Source organism: Pantoea sp. F_5, assembly GCF_008631595.1.
GTDB classification, from domain to species: Bacteria; Pseudomonadota; Gammaproteobacteria; order Enterobacterales; family Enterobacteriaceae; genus Pantoea; species Pantoea gossypiicola.
Window position 1 is genome coordinate 37,839 of sequence record NZ_VWUO01000013.1, and the last position, 14,054, is coordinate 51,892.

General features: G+C 54.7%; 12 protein-coding genes and 1 pseudogene. 7 read left to right on the forward strand and 6 right to left on the reverse strand.

From position 1 onward, the window contains the following. Positions 1-96: 96 nt before the first annotated feature. Complete coding sequence (locus tag F3I44_RS17000; protein ID WP_150014307.1) at positions 97-1,128, forward strand: AI-2E family transporter; 1,032 nt, start codon at positions 97-99, stop codon at positions 1,126-1,128. Here F3I44_RS17000 and F3I44_RS17005 read toward each other — a convergent pair. Continuing rightward, the gene (locus F3I44_RS17005) at positions 1,117-3,846 is read right to left on the reverse strand and encodes a cation-transporting P-type ATPase (protein WP_150014309.1); all 2,730 of its coding nucleotides are present in this window, start codon (positions 3,844-3,846) and stop codon (positions 1,117-1,119) included. The two genes, F3I44_RS17000 and F3I44_RS17005, sit on opposite strands and share 12 nt — an antisense overlap. Before the next feature lie 513 nt (positions 3,847-4,359). Between F3I44_RS17005 and F3I44_RS17010 the strand changes: the two genes are divergently transcribed. The 3 genes from F3I44_RS17010 to F3I44_RS17020 are packed head-to-tail and all read left to right on the forward strand — an operon-like array spanning position 4,360 to position 9,468. Beyond that, positions 4,360-5,448: an efflux RND transporter periplasmic adaptor subunit gene (locus F3I44_RS17010; protein ID WP_150014311.1), complete on the forward strand. Its 1,089-nt coding sequence runs from the start codon at positions 4,360-4,362 to the stop codon at positions 5,446-5,448. After that, entirely contained in the window at positions 5,448-8,510 is a 3,063-nt protein-coding gene (locus F3I44_RS17015) for an efflux RND transporter permease subunit (protein WP_150014313.1), read from the forward strand. The genes F3I44_RS17010 and F3I44_RS17015 overlap by 1 nt, the downstream gene beginning before the upstream one ends. Further along, entirely contained in the window at positions 8,503-9,468 is a 966-nt protein-coding gene (locus F3I44_RS17020; protein ID WP_150014315.1) for an acyltransferase family protein, read from the forward strand. Before F3I44_RS17015 ends, F3I44_RS17020 begins: the two co-directional genes overlap by 8 nt. On the opposite strand, the gene F3I44_RS17025 is transcribed toward F3I44_RS17020, so the two are convergent. The 3 genes from F3I44_RS17025 to F3I44_RS17035 form a co-directional block, all read right to left on the reverse strand. Then, positions 9,418-10,146, reverse strand: a complete 729-nt coding sequence (locus F3I44_RS17025; protein ID WP_150014317.1) for a DJ-1/PfpI family protein — start codon at positions 10,144-10,146, stop codon at positions 9,418-9,420. The two genes, F3I44_RS17020 and F3I44_RS17025, sit on opposite strands and share 51 nt — an antisense overlap. 113 nt (positions 10,147-10,259) lie before the next feature. After that, positions 10,260-10,583 (reverse strand): AzlD domain-containing protein, encoded by a 324-nt coding sequence (locus tag F3I44_RS17030; RefSeq protein WP_033784885.1) that lies wholly within the window; start codon positions 10,581-10,583, stop codon positions 10,260-10,262. Continuing rightward, positions 10,580-11,248, reverse strand: a complete 669-nt coding sequence (locus F3I44_RS17035) for an AzlC family ABC transporter permease (protein WP_190285969.1) — start codon at positions 11,246-11,248, stop codon at positions 10,580-10,582. The genes F3I44_RS17030 and F3I44_RS17035 overlap by 4 nt, the downstream gene beginning before the upstream one ends. 111 nt (positions 11,249-11,359) lie before the next feature. Here F3I44_RS17035 and F3I44_RS17040 point away from each other — a divergent pair, with 111 nt between their 5' ends. Next, on the forward strand, positions 11,360-11,908 hold the full coding sequence (locus F3I44_RS17040; protein WP_135910995.1) for a helix-turn-helix domain-containing protein: 549 nt from the start codon (positions 11,360-11,362) through the stop codon (positions 11,906-11,908). Here the strand turns inward: F3I44_RS17040 and F3I44_RS17045 are convergent, their stop codons facing one another. Then, a complete protein-coding gene (locus F3I44_RS17045; protein WP_223811690.1) occupies positions 11,909-12,109 on the reverse strand; it encodes a hypothetical protein in 201 nt (66 codons plus the stop codon). It abuts the gene before it with no gap. A 223-nt stretch (positions 12,110-12,332) separates the two neighbouring features. Between F3I44_RS17045 and F3I44_RS17050 the strand changes: the two genes are divergently transcribed. After that, a complete protein-coding gene (locus F3I44_RS17050) occupies positions 12,333-12,614 on the forward strand; it encodes a transposase (RefSeq protein ID WP_223811691.1) in 282 nt (93 codons plus the stop codon). A 259-nt stretch (positions 12,615-12,873) separates the two neighbouring features. Beyond that, positions 12,874-13,761, forward strand: coding sequence for an NAD(P)-dependent oxidoreductase (locus F3I44_RS17055; RefSeq protein WP_150014319.1), 888 nt, complete (start codon positions 12,874-12,876; stop codon positions 13,759-13,761). Positions 13,762-13,921: 160 nt separating this feature from the next. Here F3I44_RS17055 and F3I44_RS24315 read toward each other — a convergent pair. Further along, positions 13,922-14,047 (reverse strand): annotated as a pseudogene (locus F3I44_RS24315) (hypothetical protein); the annotation flags it as partial. Positions 14,048-14,054 lie beyond the last annotated feature (7 nt).

Sequence of the window (14,054 nt, forward strand, 5' to 3'; positions counted from 1 at the left end):
TTTCCGCCCCTTACCCACACCCTCTGACCTGACGCAAGGCACTGACAGGTAAGCCTCATCTATACTGCAGCGTATCTTTGCTGAAGGAGCCCGAACATGGGACTGAGCTGGTTTACTCTCTGGCAACCGCTGGCACGCGTGCTGTTTATTCTTGCCTCTCTGACGATTATTCTCACCGGCCTTTATCTGGCGGCACCGCTAATCAATCAGGTCCTGCTGGCGGCGTTACTGGCCATCATGCTTGACCCACTGATTACCCGGCTGGATAAAAAGCGAATCCCACGCATTATCTCATCCCTGCTGGTGATTACGCTGATGCTGATGATCATGGTGGTCACCACGCTCAAGCTAACGGCACTGACGCCTGATTTAATGCAGCTCAGCCGCCAGGCCCCCATGCTGCTGGCGGCACGGCTGGAACAGCTGACGCTGGCCTTTGCCCGGCTTGATATCGGTATGACGCCTGACCAGATGCTCACTTTTGTCGATGCGGGCGCGATAGTGCGCATCGTTACCGCATTTCTGACGCAAATTCCCGGCGTCATCTCCTGGTGGATCATGGTGTTCCTGATGCTGCTGTTCATGCTCTATGAGATGCCGCTGCTGAAAAGGGCGCTTCAGCAGCGGGTCAGCGGAAAAAATCACGCCTTTTATCTGGCGCTGCAGGAGGGAATTGAGAGCGTGATTGTTTATGCCAGGGTGAAAACACTGACCAGTATTCTTGGCGGGATCATCGTGGGTTTAGGTGCACACCTGATCGGACTGAAGTTTGCCTTTTTCTGGGGCGTGCTGATGTTCATCTTTAATTACGTACCGGTGCTGGGCTCTTTCCTGGCCGCGATTCCGCCGGTGATCCAGAGCTACATCATGTTTGATTTACAGGTTGCGCTGGCAGTCTCAGGCTTCTTTATGGTGCTGAACCTCTGCCTGAGTTCGGTGATTGAACCGCTGCTGATTGGAAAACGACTCAATCTTGCACTCACCACACAGCTGCTGGCGTTTCTCTTCTGGCAGGCGTTACTGGGGATTACGGGCGGGATACTGGCCATTCCTCTGACCTATCTGATTAAGAAGGTCCTGCTGGCGAGTTATACGCAGCAGGACCCGGAGTCAAAGTTAACTCAGTGACGGCGTCTTCACCCGCCATGTGCGGGTGAGACGTTTCTCAATCTCTACCACGATGAAGATTGCGATACTGACTAACAGCGAAATCAGCCAGTAGTTAATCGGCAGCGGGCGGGTTCCGAACAGCGTGTTCATCAACGGCACGTAGATAATGATGGCCTGAAGCACAATCAGTACCAGCGTCACCAGCCAGATACCGCGGTTTTTCAGCAGGCCACGGTCTAAGGAGAAACCATCCGTATTGCGGCAGTTAAGCATGTAGACCCACTGCGCCGTAACCAGCATCTGCAGGAGCACGGTGCGGATAAATTCAGGACTGTAGCCACGCGGTTGCAGCCAGGCTTCCAGCACAAAGGCACTGATTGAAATCAGCAGGCTGACAAACACCACACGCCAGATGGCGTAAGCGTCCATGACGTGTGCTTTGACATTACGGGGCGGCCGGCGCATCGCATTGGGTTCTGCTGGCTCAAATGCCAGACCAAACGACAGCGTGGCGGAGGTCGCCATGTTCATCCACAGGATCTGCACCGGGGTTAACGGCAGCAGATTACCCATCAGAATCGCGATAATAATCAGCAGCCCCTGCGCCATACAGGTTGGCATGACGAACAGAATGGTTTTTTTCAGGTTGTCATAAACCCGACGGCCTTCCTTGATTGCGGCCGCGATGGTAGCAAAGTTGTCGTCGGCCAGAATCATATCGGCCGCCTCTTTAGTTACCTCTGTACCTTTAATCCCCATTGCGATGCCGACGTTCGCCTGCTTCAGCGCGGGTGCGTCGTTGACGCCGTCGCCGGTCATACCCACAATTTCTCCGCTCGCTTCCAGTGCTTTCACCAGGCGCAGTTTATGTTCCGGGCTGGTACGGGCAAAAATATCATAGGTTTTAGCCGCCTCTGCGAGTTCAGCATCACTCATGTGTTCAAGCTGGTAACCCGTGATGGCCGTCTGGCTGTTGCCGATTCCCAGCATCTGACCAATTGCCATTGCCGTTTCCTGATGGTCGCCGGTGATCATTTTGACGCGAATACCCGCTTTCTGGCATTCATCAATGGCAGTAATGGCTTCAGGACGTGGCGGATCCATCATGCAGGCCAGCCCCAGCAGCACCATGTCACTTTTCAGATCGGCATGATCCAGCGAAGTAATGGGTGCAGAGGTTTTTTTCCATGCCGCAGCAACGGTGCGTAATCCTTCACTGGCATAGGTGGTGATGGCCGCATCCCAGTAAGCACGGTCAATCGGCTCTGCGCCGTCCGGCGTTTGTTGCTGCTGACATAGGGTAAGCAACACATCCGGTGCGCCGGTCAGCAGAACATAAGATTCACCGTTGGCCACACAGCTGACCGACATATATTTATAGAGGGAGTCGAACGGCAGCTTGCTCACCACCTCAACCGGCTGAGGCGTCGCCAGACCTTTGGCTGCCAGCACTTTCAGTGCACCTTCGGTCGGGCCGCCAACAATCGTCCAGAGCCCCTGGCTTTCCTGACGCAGCTGACTTTCATTACAGGTGTCTACCGCATGCAGGAACTGCTGGAACAACGGATCCTGTGCCGCCGAAGCATCCGCGTTGCCGCCCTGTTCAGAGACAATATCCCCTTTGGGTTCGTAACTGTTTCCGCTGACGCGCCAGCGGCTTTTTGCCAGTACCACCGCTTTCACCGTCATCTCATTCATAGTGAGCGTGCCGGTTTTATCAGAACAGATCACGGACATTGCACCCAGGGTTTCAACCGTAGGCAGTTTGCGGATAATCGCATTAGTGCGCGCCATCGACTGCACACCCAGCGACAGAATAATGGAGATAATGGCGGGCAGACCTTCCGGCACGGTGGCGACGGCCAGACTGATGACGGACAGCAGCAGTTCGCCCAGCGGAATGTCACGCAGCATGAAACCGAAGATAAACAACACGACCATCATCACCAGGATGATAAGAAAAATGGCTTTACCCAGTTTGTCGATCTGCACCAGCAGCGGGGTTTTAGCCTCTTTTATGCCGCTGATCATTTCGTTGATATAGCCCAGTTCCGTATCACCCCCGCTGGCGATGACCACACCTGAGGCGGTGCCGGAGCTGACGGTGGTGCCGGAAAACGCCAGATTCAGACGGTCCCCCAGCGACTTTTCACCGCTCAGCGTGTCGATGTTCTTAGAGACCACCGTCGATTCGCCGGTAAGAATCGCCTCTTCAACCCGCAGGTTATTGACTTCAAACAGTCTCAGGTCAGCCGGGATTTTGTCGCCGGGTCGTAACATCACTACGTCGCCGACCACAATATCGCGTGTTGCGACGGTGACCTGTTTGCCGTCCCGCACCAGCATCGCTTCACTGGCGAGCATGTTCTGAATGCTTTTCAGCGACTTCTCGGCATTACTCTCCTGAATAAAACCGATCAGGGCATTGATAACGGCTACACCGATAATGACAAAGGTATCAACCCAGTGGCCCATGAGCGCGGTGATGACCGCTGCGGCCAGCAGAATATAAATCAGCACATCTTTAAAATGGGCGATAAATTTGAGCAGCGCTGATTTATCTGCTTTTTGCGGCAGCGCGTTTGGCCCCTGTTTCTGCAGACGTTCCTGTGCGTCAGCAGTCGATAATCCTGCCGGGGAGCTTTGCAGGTCAGAAAATATCTCGGCTACACTACGCTGATACCAGGGGCGCTCAGATAAAGCTAACGCTTTATCCTGCTTATCATTATTTAGCATATATAAACCTCGTGCCATTTAGCGATGAATTAAAGGCGCAATTAAAGACATGAATTTTGCAGGAAGCCGCTCCCGCCGGTAATGACCGATATCATATTTAGGTAAGAAACGTCTGATGAATAACATAAAATGGCTAAATTAAATCTAACCTATATTATGAGAATAACAACGTTGTTTTTGTTTAACTAAGGTTTAAGTATGCTGATGCAGTGTGCTTTGGCTTGTACTCTGGCTCGCAAAAGGAAACTCTGATGAAAAAACAGAGCATTATCATGCTTTGCGGTTTCGTTATTCTCGCGGTTGCCGCAACCACACTGGTGGGATTACTCACCTGGCTTGTCGTCTCGCAGATGGCAGCATAACCCGATTCAGACGAGGCGGCGTTGCCGTCTCGCTAAACTATTATTACGAACATTCAAAATAATTTTATCCCGGTCGCGATAAGCATCAGGGCTAATGACGCCTTAACGCTTATTAAACTGCTGTGAAATAGCTGATGTTAAGGCGAATAAAATGATTAAACGCAAGGTTATCCCCGTTTTTCTCTGTTGCTTATTTATGACAGCGTGCGATCAGAAAAAAGAACCAGAGGCTCCGCCACCGCGCGTAATAAAAGTTTTCACCCTTGAACCGGACATTGCGCACAATATCAGGGTATTTCCTGCCCGTATTCAGGCCGGTGACAATACCGACCTGGCTTTCAAAAGGGCGGGCCAGCTGGTACAGCTGGATATACGTGACGGAACGCCCGTGAAAGCGGGGCAAATTCTTGCCACCCTGAACGACACAGATGCGAAACTGCGGGTACGCGATCGTCAGACAGCATTGCAGCTGGCGGAACGGCAATTTCAGCGCTTTAACACACTGGCCCAGCGCAGCGCCGTTTCAAAATCGGAAATGGATGTGCAGCGCGCTAACCGCGATGCCGCCGCCACCGCCCTGAAAATCGCGCAGGAAGAGTTGCAGTTTCTGACCCTACGCGCGCCGTTTGATGGCGTGATTGCCAGAGTGCAGGCGCGTAATCATCAGGTCGTGGCCGCCGGACAGCCGATTGCGCTGCTGACCCGGGCCGATTTGCTTGATGTTGTCTTCACCCTGCCGGAAACCCTCTTCACCAGCCTGGACATCCAGAATATTCACTATCAGCCGGAGGTGCAGTTTAACGCTCTGCCCGGCCGCTTTTTTACCGCGCAATACAAAGAGCACACAAGCCAGACCGACGCTGCCACACTGACGTACCAGGTGGTGCTGACCATGCCGCGTCCCGCTGATCTGCCAGGCGTTGCCGGTCTCAGCGGTGCCGTGCGCGTTAAGCTGCATAACCTGCCGAATGCCCCAGCGCAGCCGCGGCTGGTGGTACCGGCGACTGCGGTGTTCAATCCCGATCGCAGCCCCACTAATCAGCCGCACGTCTGGCTGGTTGAGCAGGATGGCGATGCCCTGCGTGTTAAAGATCAACCGGTCAATGTAGGTCGTCTTACCGCGCAGGGCATTGAAATTATCAGCGGGCTGCAGCCGGGCGATCGCATTGTTGCTGCCGGTGTGGGTGAGCTGCGTGACGGTGAAGCGGTACGCATCTGGCAGCGTGAGCGGGGGTTATAATGCGTATTCAGGAGCACTTTCTTGATAAACCCATTCGCATCTGGATGGTTATTCTGCTGCTGGGCGTGGGCGGCATCTATGCCCTGCTGAACATTGGCCGCCTTGAGGATCCGCTGTTTACCATTAAGTCGGCAGTGATTGTCACTCACTATCCTGGCGCGTCAGCCCAGCAGGTCGAAGAAGAGGTGACCCTGCCGCTGGAGAATGCGTTGCAGCGCCTGCCGTCACTGGACAATGTCACGTCTATTTCAGGCAATGGCCTGTCGCAGATTACCGTCAATATCCACACCCGCTATCTGGCCGATCAGCTGCCGCAAATCTGGGATGAGCTACGCCGTCGCGTCGGCGATGCGGCCCGGCAGTTTCCGCCGGGCGTACAGGCTCCGCTGGTTAACGACGACTTTGGCGATGTTTATGGCTACTTTTTCGTCATTCACGGCAAAGACTTTACGAACAGCGAACTGCGTAACTATGCCGATCAGCTGCGGCGCGATCTGGTGCTGGTGCCCGGCGTGGCGAAAGTTGCGGTAGCGGGCGTTGAGCAGGAGGAGATCCGCATTGCTCTTTCGGCCAGCAAAATGACCGCCTATGGCATGACGCCGCAGCGCATCGCCGATCTGCTGAACCGGCATAACAGCGTTGCCAGTGCCGGCACGCTGCGGGTCGACAGCGAATCAATTCGTTTTCACCCTACCGGTGAGCTAAAGACACTCGACGACCTGGCGAATCTGCCCATTCTGCCTGCGGGCAGCCCGCAGAACGTGCATCTGCGCGATATCGCCACCCTGACGCGTGGCGTGACCGATAGTCCGGCCAATATCTACTTTGCCGATGGTGAAGCGGCACTGGCAATCGGCATTTCGTTTGCGCCTGGCGTCAACGTGATTGATGTCGGCGACGCGCTCTCCGCGCGGATAGCGCACTATCAGCAGGATACCCCCGCCGGGATCAGCCTGAAGGTGTTCTACAATCAGGCGCATGAGGTGAAACAGTCTGTTGATGGCTTTATCCTCAACTTCCTGATGGCGCTGGCGATTGTGGTGGGAACGCTGCTGCTGTTTATGGGCCTGCGCAGCGGCATGGTGATTGCCGCATCACTGGCACTAAACGTGCTCGGCACGCTACTGATCATGTACCTGTTTAAACTGGAACTGCAGCGGGTGTCGCTGGGCGCGCTGATTATTTCGCTCAGCATGCTGGTGGATAATGCCATCGTCGTTGTCGAAGGGGTAAAGATCGACCATCAGCGCGGGCATCCTTTACAGCAGGCGATTTCCCGCATGGTGCGCCGCACTGCCCTGCCCCTGCTGGGTGCCACGATTATCGCGATACTTGCCTTTGCACCGATTGGCCTGTCGCAGGACTCAACCGGCGAATATTGTAAATCGCTGTTCCAGGTGCTGCTGATTTCGCTGATGCTGAGCTGGGTAACCGCGCTGACGCTGACCCCGGTATTTATTAACTGGAGCGAGAAACGTCGTGGCGCAGCGAAGCCCGCAAAAACTGACATCTCCGATCCTTATCAGGGCATCGTTTTCCGGCTCTATCGTCAGGCGCTGGGCGGCCTTTTGCGTTTTCGCTTGATCACGCTGACGGCGATGGTCGCGCTGCTGGCACTGTCGCTGTATGGCTTCACTCTGGTGAAGCAGAACTTTTTCCCCTCATCCAGTACGCCAGTCTTTTTTACCGATCTCTGGCTACCCTATGGCACCGATATCCACTACACCGCGGATACCGCAGCGGAAATAGCCCGGTTTATTAATCAGGATCCGGCTGTTGCGGCAACGGTGACGACAGTAGGTCAGGGTGCACTGCGTTTTACCCTGACCTATGACGCGGCGCGCCAGTACAGCAACTTCGCCCAGATTATGGTGCGGGTTAAGGATGGCCGACAGCTGGATACGCTGGCGCTGAAGACCGAGAATTATATTCAGCAGAACTTCCCGCAGGTGAATCAGCGCATCAAACGTATTCAGTTTGGCAGCGCCAGTGACAGCGCGATTGCCCTGCGGGTATCCGGCCCGGATCCGGAGGTGCTGCGTCACATCGGCAGCCAGCTGGATGCGATTTTTCTGGCGGATGGCTCGACGTTCCCGATACGTAACGACTGGCAGGAGCGCAGCAAAGTGATCCGCCCGGTCTATTCCGCTCTGCGTGGTCAGGAGCTGGGCATTGATAAGCGCGATATCGATCAGGCGCTGAGAATGAACTTCAGCGGCGATGCCGTGGGCATATTCCGGGACGGATCACGGCTGATGCCGGTGATGCTCTACCCGGCTGATGAAGAGCGACAGAGTGTTGATCACATCGAAAACATTCAGCTCTGGAGCGCTGCCCTGCAGCACTTTGTGCCGCTCAGCAATGTGATTTCTGACTTCCGGCTGGAGTGGGAGAATCCGCTGATTATGCGTCGTGACCGTACGCGCGTGCTGACGGTGCAGACGGATCCCGATCCCGCCTCCGGATTAACGTCCGCGCAGGTAGTGGCACGGGTTCAGCCGCAGATCGATCAGCTTAAACTTCCGGCGGGCTACAGGCTGGAGTGGGGTGGCGAACTTGAGAGCTCACGTGAAGCACAAAGCGGTCTGCTGAGTTCGCTGCCGGCAGGCTTCCTGGCCATGTTCATCATTACCGTGCTGATGTTCAACTCGCTGCGGGACGCCGTCGCAATCTGGATCACCGTGCCGCTGGCGATGATTGGTGTTACCTGTGGCTTTTTGATCACCGCTATTCCGTTCGGCTTTATGGCGCTGATTGGGCTGCTCAGCCTGTCAGGGATGTTGCTTCGCAACGGGATTGTGCTGATTGAGGAGATCCGACTGTTCCGGCAGGAGAAGCCGCTGCAGCAGGCGATTATTGATGCGGCGACGTCGCGTCTCCGCCCTATCCTGCTCACGGCCTTTACGACCGTACTGGGCCTGCTGCCGCTGCTGCGCGACGTCTTTTTCCAGAGCATGGCGGTGGTGATTATTTTTGGTCTGGGATTCGCGACGGTGCTGACCCTGCTGGTGCTGCCGGTGATCTATCGCTGCTTCCACGGACGGGAGGCGCACGGTGAATAAGACCGGGCTGGCAATGCTGAAGACGCTGGCCTGCATCACCGCCGTGTCGTTTTTCACGCTGTATCAGAGTTACGACAGCTACCATTACGACGTTGATCTGACGCTGAATGTACTGAGTTTTATCTCGACCATTGCTACGCCGCTCTATTTTCTGCTGAGCGGCTATCTTGACGCGAGTGAGCCGCATACGCCCGCGTGGCAGCTCGGCAAAATTCGCCGCATTCTGCTGATTTTTATCTTCTGGTTCAGCTTTTTCTGGTTTGCCGGGATGCACCACAAAGGTTACCTGATTCAGCCGTGGTTTGTGATTGCGCTGATTGTCATTTACGTCTCGCATCCACTCATCGACTGGCTGATTCAGCGGCCTGGCGTAATGGCAGCAGGGATTTTGCTGTTGCTGTTGCTGGCCTTTGCTTATGACCTGCTCGCCAGCCTCTATCCGGGCCAGCGGGCCTTTTCGCTGCTGCCACAGTACCGAATATGGACCTGGGTGCTTTATTACCTCACGGGCCGGCTGATGGCTGCGCCACGTGTGATGCAGTTGCTGACATCACCCAGAGTGATAAAGGTAAGTCTGCTGCTGCTGCCCGCGGTTTATCTTTTTACCTGGCTGTATGAGCGCTATTACTTTATCGCGCGCTTTCTGGCGACCCACAATGATGTGGTGCTGACCGGCTCACAGGTTTATCTGCTGGTGGTGCTGATCGTGATCAGCATTAACGCTGTCCGGCTGCCGGATAAAGCCCAATGGCTGACCTCATTTCTGACAACCCTCGGCAAGACCATGACCGGCGTTTATATCCTGCATTACCTGATTTTTGGTGTGCTGGCGGCCGCTATCCACATTCAGACTCTGGGCGATAAACTGCTGGTCATCGCCCTGACGCTGTTCATCTCAATGGCGCTTTCACTGCTGCTGTTGCGTATACCCGGCGTGAGTAAGCTGATCAGTCTGTAATCGCCGCGCGGCGCGCTCAGTTGCTGCACGGCGCGTAGCGATGAACTCAGCCATTTTCGCCCGTGCCTGCGCCACCTCCTCTGGCAGCGCGGTTTGCGGCGAGCCGCAGGAAAACGGCGGTTCGGGGTCATATTCCATCTGCAGCTGAATGGCTCTGGCGGCGGCGTCTCCGGCGATTTCCGCCACCAGCGTCAGGGCGAAATCAATGCCGGAAGTGACCCCCGCACCGCTGATACGATTGCGGTCACGCACTACCCGCTGATTCACCGGCTCCGCACCCAGCAAAGCCAGTTGATCGATGGAACTCCAGTGTGAGGTCGCACGGTATCCTTTTAGCAGTCCGGCAGCGCCCAGCACCAGCGAACCGGTACAGACCGAAGCAACCCACTGCGCCTGGTCAGCCTGCCGTCGCAGAAAATTCAGCGTTTCCTCATCCGCCATCAGGGCAATCTGCCCTGGCCCGCCCGGCACACAGATCACATCCAGCAACGGGCAATCGTCAAAGGTGGTAGTCGGTAATATAGACAGGCCGCGATCGGAGCGTACCGGCTGACGATCTTTCCAGATCAGATGACACGCCACGCCGGGTGTGCGTGCAAATACCTCCCACGGGCCGGTTAAATCGAGCTGGGTAACATCAGGGAAAAGTAACAGACCAATCTGAAGCGGACGATTCATGCATAAACTCCGGCGGGTGATGAGTGACCATCATGCCGTGATGTCCGGTCAGATAGCAATTCTGGGTGCTGGAACGCTTTACAGCATGTCCGGGGGAGTCGTGTAAAGAAGCATCAGGCCACGCCGAGAAAACGCAGCAGCGCTGTCATCGCTGCCGCGCCCAGAATAATGACAATCAGTGGTGCCCGACGCCACGCCAGCAACAGGGCAAAACCTACGCCCGCCACCCGTGCCACACCGGCAAAATGCTGTCCTTCAAACAGCGTAGTGGTCGCCGCGACGGCCAGCAGTAACACCGTGGCAGCATCGGAGAGCATCTGCTGGGTGCGCTCGCTGATTGGCAGACGGTTTCCCAACCTGACACCGGCAAAGCGCATCAGATAGGTTCCTGCGGCCAGCATAGCGATGCCGGCGATGATCATTCCCTGATGCGTCATTTGCGCGATCTCCATGTCAGCAGGCCCAGCAGCGAGAAGAGCACCGGCATGCCCGCCGGAACCAGCGGCGTCGCCAGTAAGGAGAGCAGCGCACCGACGGTGGCGGGGATCCGGGTCCGCCGCTGGCGCAACGCCGGGAAGATCAGAGCAATCAGGATCGCCGGAAACACCGCATCCAGCCCAATCATCGATACGTCGGGAATAAACTGACCCACCGCCGCCCCAGCCATAACGCTCACTGGCCAGATTAAGCCGATACCGATGCCGCACAGCCAGTATGCACTGCGACGCTGGGCCAGCTGGGGTTGTGAGATACCAAACACCACGCTTTCATCATTCATAATGTGGCAGCCAAACCAGCCCAAGGGACCCTTTCCCACCAGATCTTTAACCGCAATGCCGAAAGGCAGATGACGCGCATTCACCAGCAGACCCGCAGCGGCGGCTGTTAATGGACTGCCGCCGCCAGCCACGATGCCGATAAACAGAAACTCCGATGCGCCTGCCAGCACCAGCGTTGACAGCGCCAGCGGCACCCAGAGCGGAAACCCGTCGGCGGAGGCCAGCGAACCATAGGATAAACCGACAATCCCATCAGCCAGACAGACCAGGAAAATCGCTTTGATCACCCCTTTGTCCAGCAACTGCATTTGCGGAAAAAGCATCACTCTGTCTCATAATGAACGTATAATCCGATATAATGAACACCGCGGCACTGTTTTACAAGCCGAACAATTCGTTCGTTATAAAAAACTTTTTGTTTATCAGGAGTGCGTTTGAATACCCCTATCAGCATCATTGCCAATGCCTTAGTGCGTGAACGTCAGCGAGCCGGCCTGTCACTGGCTGAAGTCGCGCGCCGCGCCGGTATCGCCAAATCAACGCTGTCACAGCTGGAGGCGGGTAATGGCAATCCGGGCATTGAGACGCTGTGGTCACTGTGCGTGACGCTGAATATTCCGTTTTCACGCCTGCTGGAGCCGGATGCGCGTCGTCTGCAGGTGATTCGCCGTGGAGAAGGTCTGACGGTTACCGCCGATCTGGCAGACTATCAGGCCGTTCTGCTGGCATCCTGCCCGCCTGGCGTCCGGCGTGATATCTATCTGCTGGAGGTTCAGCCTGGCAGTGAGCGCATTTCACAGCCTCATATTCCCAATACTATTGAGCATATTATTATTGCTAAAGGTCGGGCGCTGGTGGGTCCGGTGGACAGCGCGGTAGAGCTGGATGTGGGTGATTACATTACCTATCCAGGCGACGAGCTGCATATCTTTCGGGCGCTGGAAGCCGATACGCTGGCGCTGCTGGTGATAGAGCACAGCTAGTTACCGCCCGGCAAGCTTCTGCCGGGTTTCTGCGGGAGTGAGGTGCGTGATCAGCTGCACCTCACTGCTCAATCTGATCGCCGGATAGTGCTCGCGCATCCCCTCCAGCAGCACCGTATCCGGCCATTCGTTCTCTTTCCCCAGCTTCGCAACGACCTCGTTTAAGCGCAGTGTGTCGATCCGTGTCACCCAGACGATCACCGTGTCGGCTTCATCCGTGTATCTAACATTATGTGGTGATTAGCTAACACCACTGAAGCAGAGCGGGCCCGTCCTCGACCTTAAGGTCATTGCCACACTGAATCTTGTTTAGCAGCATCAGATCCTCCGCTTCACCTTTCACGCCAGCCCATCAGGTTGAACGGTTACCTGGAGCATGACTCCATATATAAAAGGCGAACAGGCGTGACGGTTTATGTGAGAGGTGCCAGGCCAGGTTTTCAGCGGTATAGACGTAAGCAAGAGTACGCTTGATCTGTGCATACTTTATGACGGTATTAAAGGTCGCGTTAAAACGCGTAATATCCGGAACGATCGGAGCGCATTTGAAAACATAATTCGCTGGCTAAGGCTCCAGCACTGCGGTCCGCAGGACGTTTACCTGGTTATAGAAGCAACCGGTGTTTATCATGAGCGGCTGGCCAATGATTTACATGATGCGGGTTTTTATGTGTCTGGCCACCCCTCACCACAGCTGAGATTTTGACCGAGGCATGGGATTTATAACGAAAACGGACAAAGTCAATGCATACATGAGGGCCTGTTACGCACTCCTGAAACAGTTTTTCTCAGTGAATTTGACCGGAAAATAATTTCTGCTACTGGCACCTCCCTTTTAGCTGGTAAATTATCAGCGGTTGAAATAGTTGAATTTAATTCAACTCATCATGCACGAGTTTTCAATGAAAAACCTTTTTTTATTGCCATGCTTAACGTCGCATTCCATCATTAAAAGGTAAAAAAAGATGTCTGATAAGAGAAAACGCGTAGCGATCACCGGGGCTTTTGGAAAAATTGGTCAGGTTACTGTTAAACATCTGCGGGAGGCTGGTTATGATATTTTCCTCATCGATCGCGTAAAAAATGAAGCATTCAGCGAGCCTACCATGATCGCGGATCTACAAGATTTTGGAGCCACGCTTGATGCTCTTTCATCTGCTGGTGAAGATGTCTATTCACGCGCTGAGCCGCAAGCCTTTGACGCTGTTGTTCATCTTGCAAGCATTCCCCATCCACGTATGATCCCGGACTCGGCGGAGTTTCAGAATAATATGGTGGCGACGTTCAACGTGTTTGAAGCCTCGCGCCGCCTGGGGATCAAAAATATTGTTTGGACGGCCAGTGAGGTAGCTACCGGCGTGCCTTATGATCAGTGGCAGGCTCCTTATGTTCCGGTTGATGAATCCTACCCACATCGTGGCCTCAGCATCTATGCGCTGACCAAGGTTCTTGGGGAGGAGATGGCACGTCAGTTCTGTCTCAACGATCCCAGCATGCGGATTACCTGCCTGCGTTTATCAAACGTCATGAACCCCGAAGAATATGCAAAATTTGAGGAATGGCAGGACGACCCGACCCAGCGACTGTGGAATATGTGGACCTACGTGGACGTGCGTGACGTTGCCCAGTCCGTAGAACTCGCCATTGAATATGATGTGCGGGGTAAGGATGATTTTTTCATTACCAGCGACATAACCTGCATGCGTACACCTACGCAGGAACTGCTGAAGAAGTATTATCCTGATACTGAACGCCGCAAGCACTTTGAAGGAAATGAGTCGGTGCTTTCCAGCGAAAAAGCGATGCGTGTGCTGGGCTATAAGCCCAGGCATCGCTGGACCGATAAGGCATAATGACCTCTGGAGGACGTTCTTCAGGCAGATAATAAGCCTGTAAGCGGTACCTTCAACTTCAACCGGTTGCAGAAAGGTTTTCTGCAACCGCTACTGCTCTGTGTTACCAGCCTGCAATCAGGCCGGAACGTCCTGTTCGTGCAAAAACGCAATTATCTGTTCAGTCAGAAAACAACATCAATCCTGCATTGTTGATAACATGCTCAATGCGTCCATATTTCTTTTCGATGCCAGTAATCATCTTAAGGACATCATTTGCGTCCATTACGTCAGTAACTCTAAAAGCCGCTCGT

Excerpts from the sequence above, each read along its gene's own strand:
- F3I44_RS17035 (WP_190285969.1), bottom strand. The coding sequence starts at position 11,248 with ATGCTTTTTCCGCAAATGCAGTTGCTGGACAAAGGGGTGATCAAAGCG.
- F3I44_RS17030 (WP_033784885.1), bottom strand. The coding sequence starts at position 10,583 with ATGACGCATCAGGGAATGATCATCGCCGGCATCGCTATGCTGGCCGCA.
- F3I44_RS17000 (WP_150014307.1), top strand. The coding sequence starts at position 97 with ATGGGACTGAGCTGGTTTACTCTCTGGCAACCGCTGGCACGCGTGCTG.
- F3I44_RS17025 (WP_150014317.1), bottom strand. The coding sequence starts at position 10,146 with ATGAATCGTCCGCTTCAGATTGGTCTGTTACTTTTCCCTGATGTTACC.
- F3I44_RS17005 (WP_150014309.1), bottom strand. The coding sequence starts at position 3,846 with ATGCTAAATAATGATAAGCAGGATAAAGCGTTAGCTTTATCTGAGCGC.
- F3I44_RS17010 (WP_150014311.1), top strand. The coding sequence starts at position 4,360 with ATGATTAAACGCAAGGTTATCCCCGTTTTTCTCTGTTGCTTATTTATG.
- F3I44_RS17015 (WP_150014313.1), top strand. The coding sequence starts at position 5,448 with ATGCGTATTCAGGAGCACTTTCTTGATAAACCCATTCGCATCTGGATG.
- F3I44_RS17055 (WP_150014319.1), top strand. The coding sequence starts at position 12,874 with ATGTCTGATAAGAGAAAACGCGTAGCGATCACCGGGGCTTTTGGAAAA.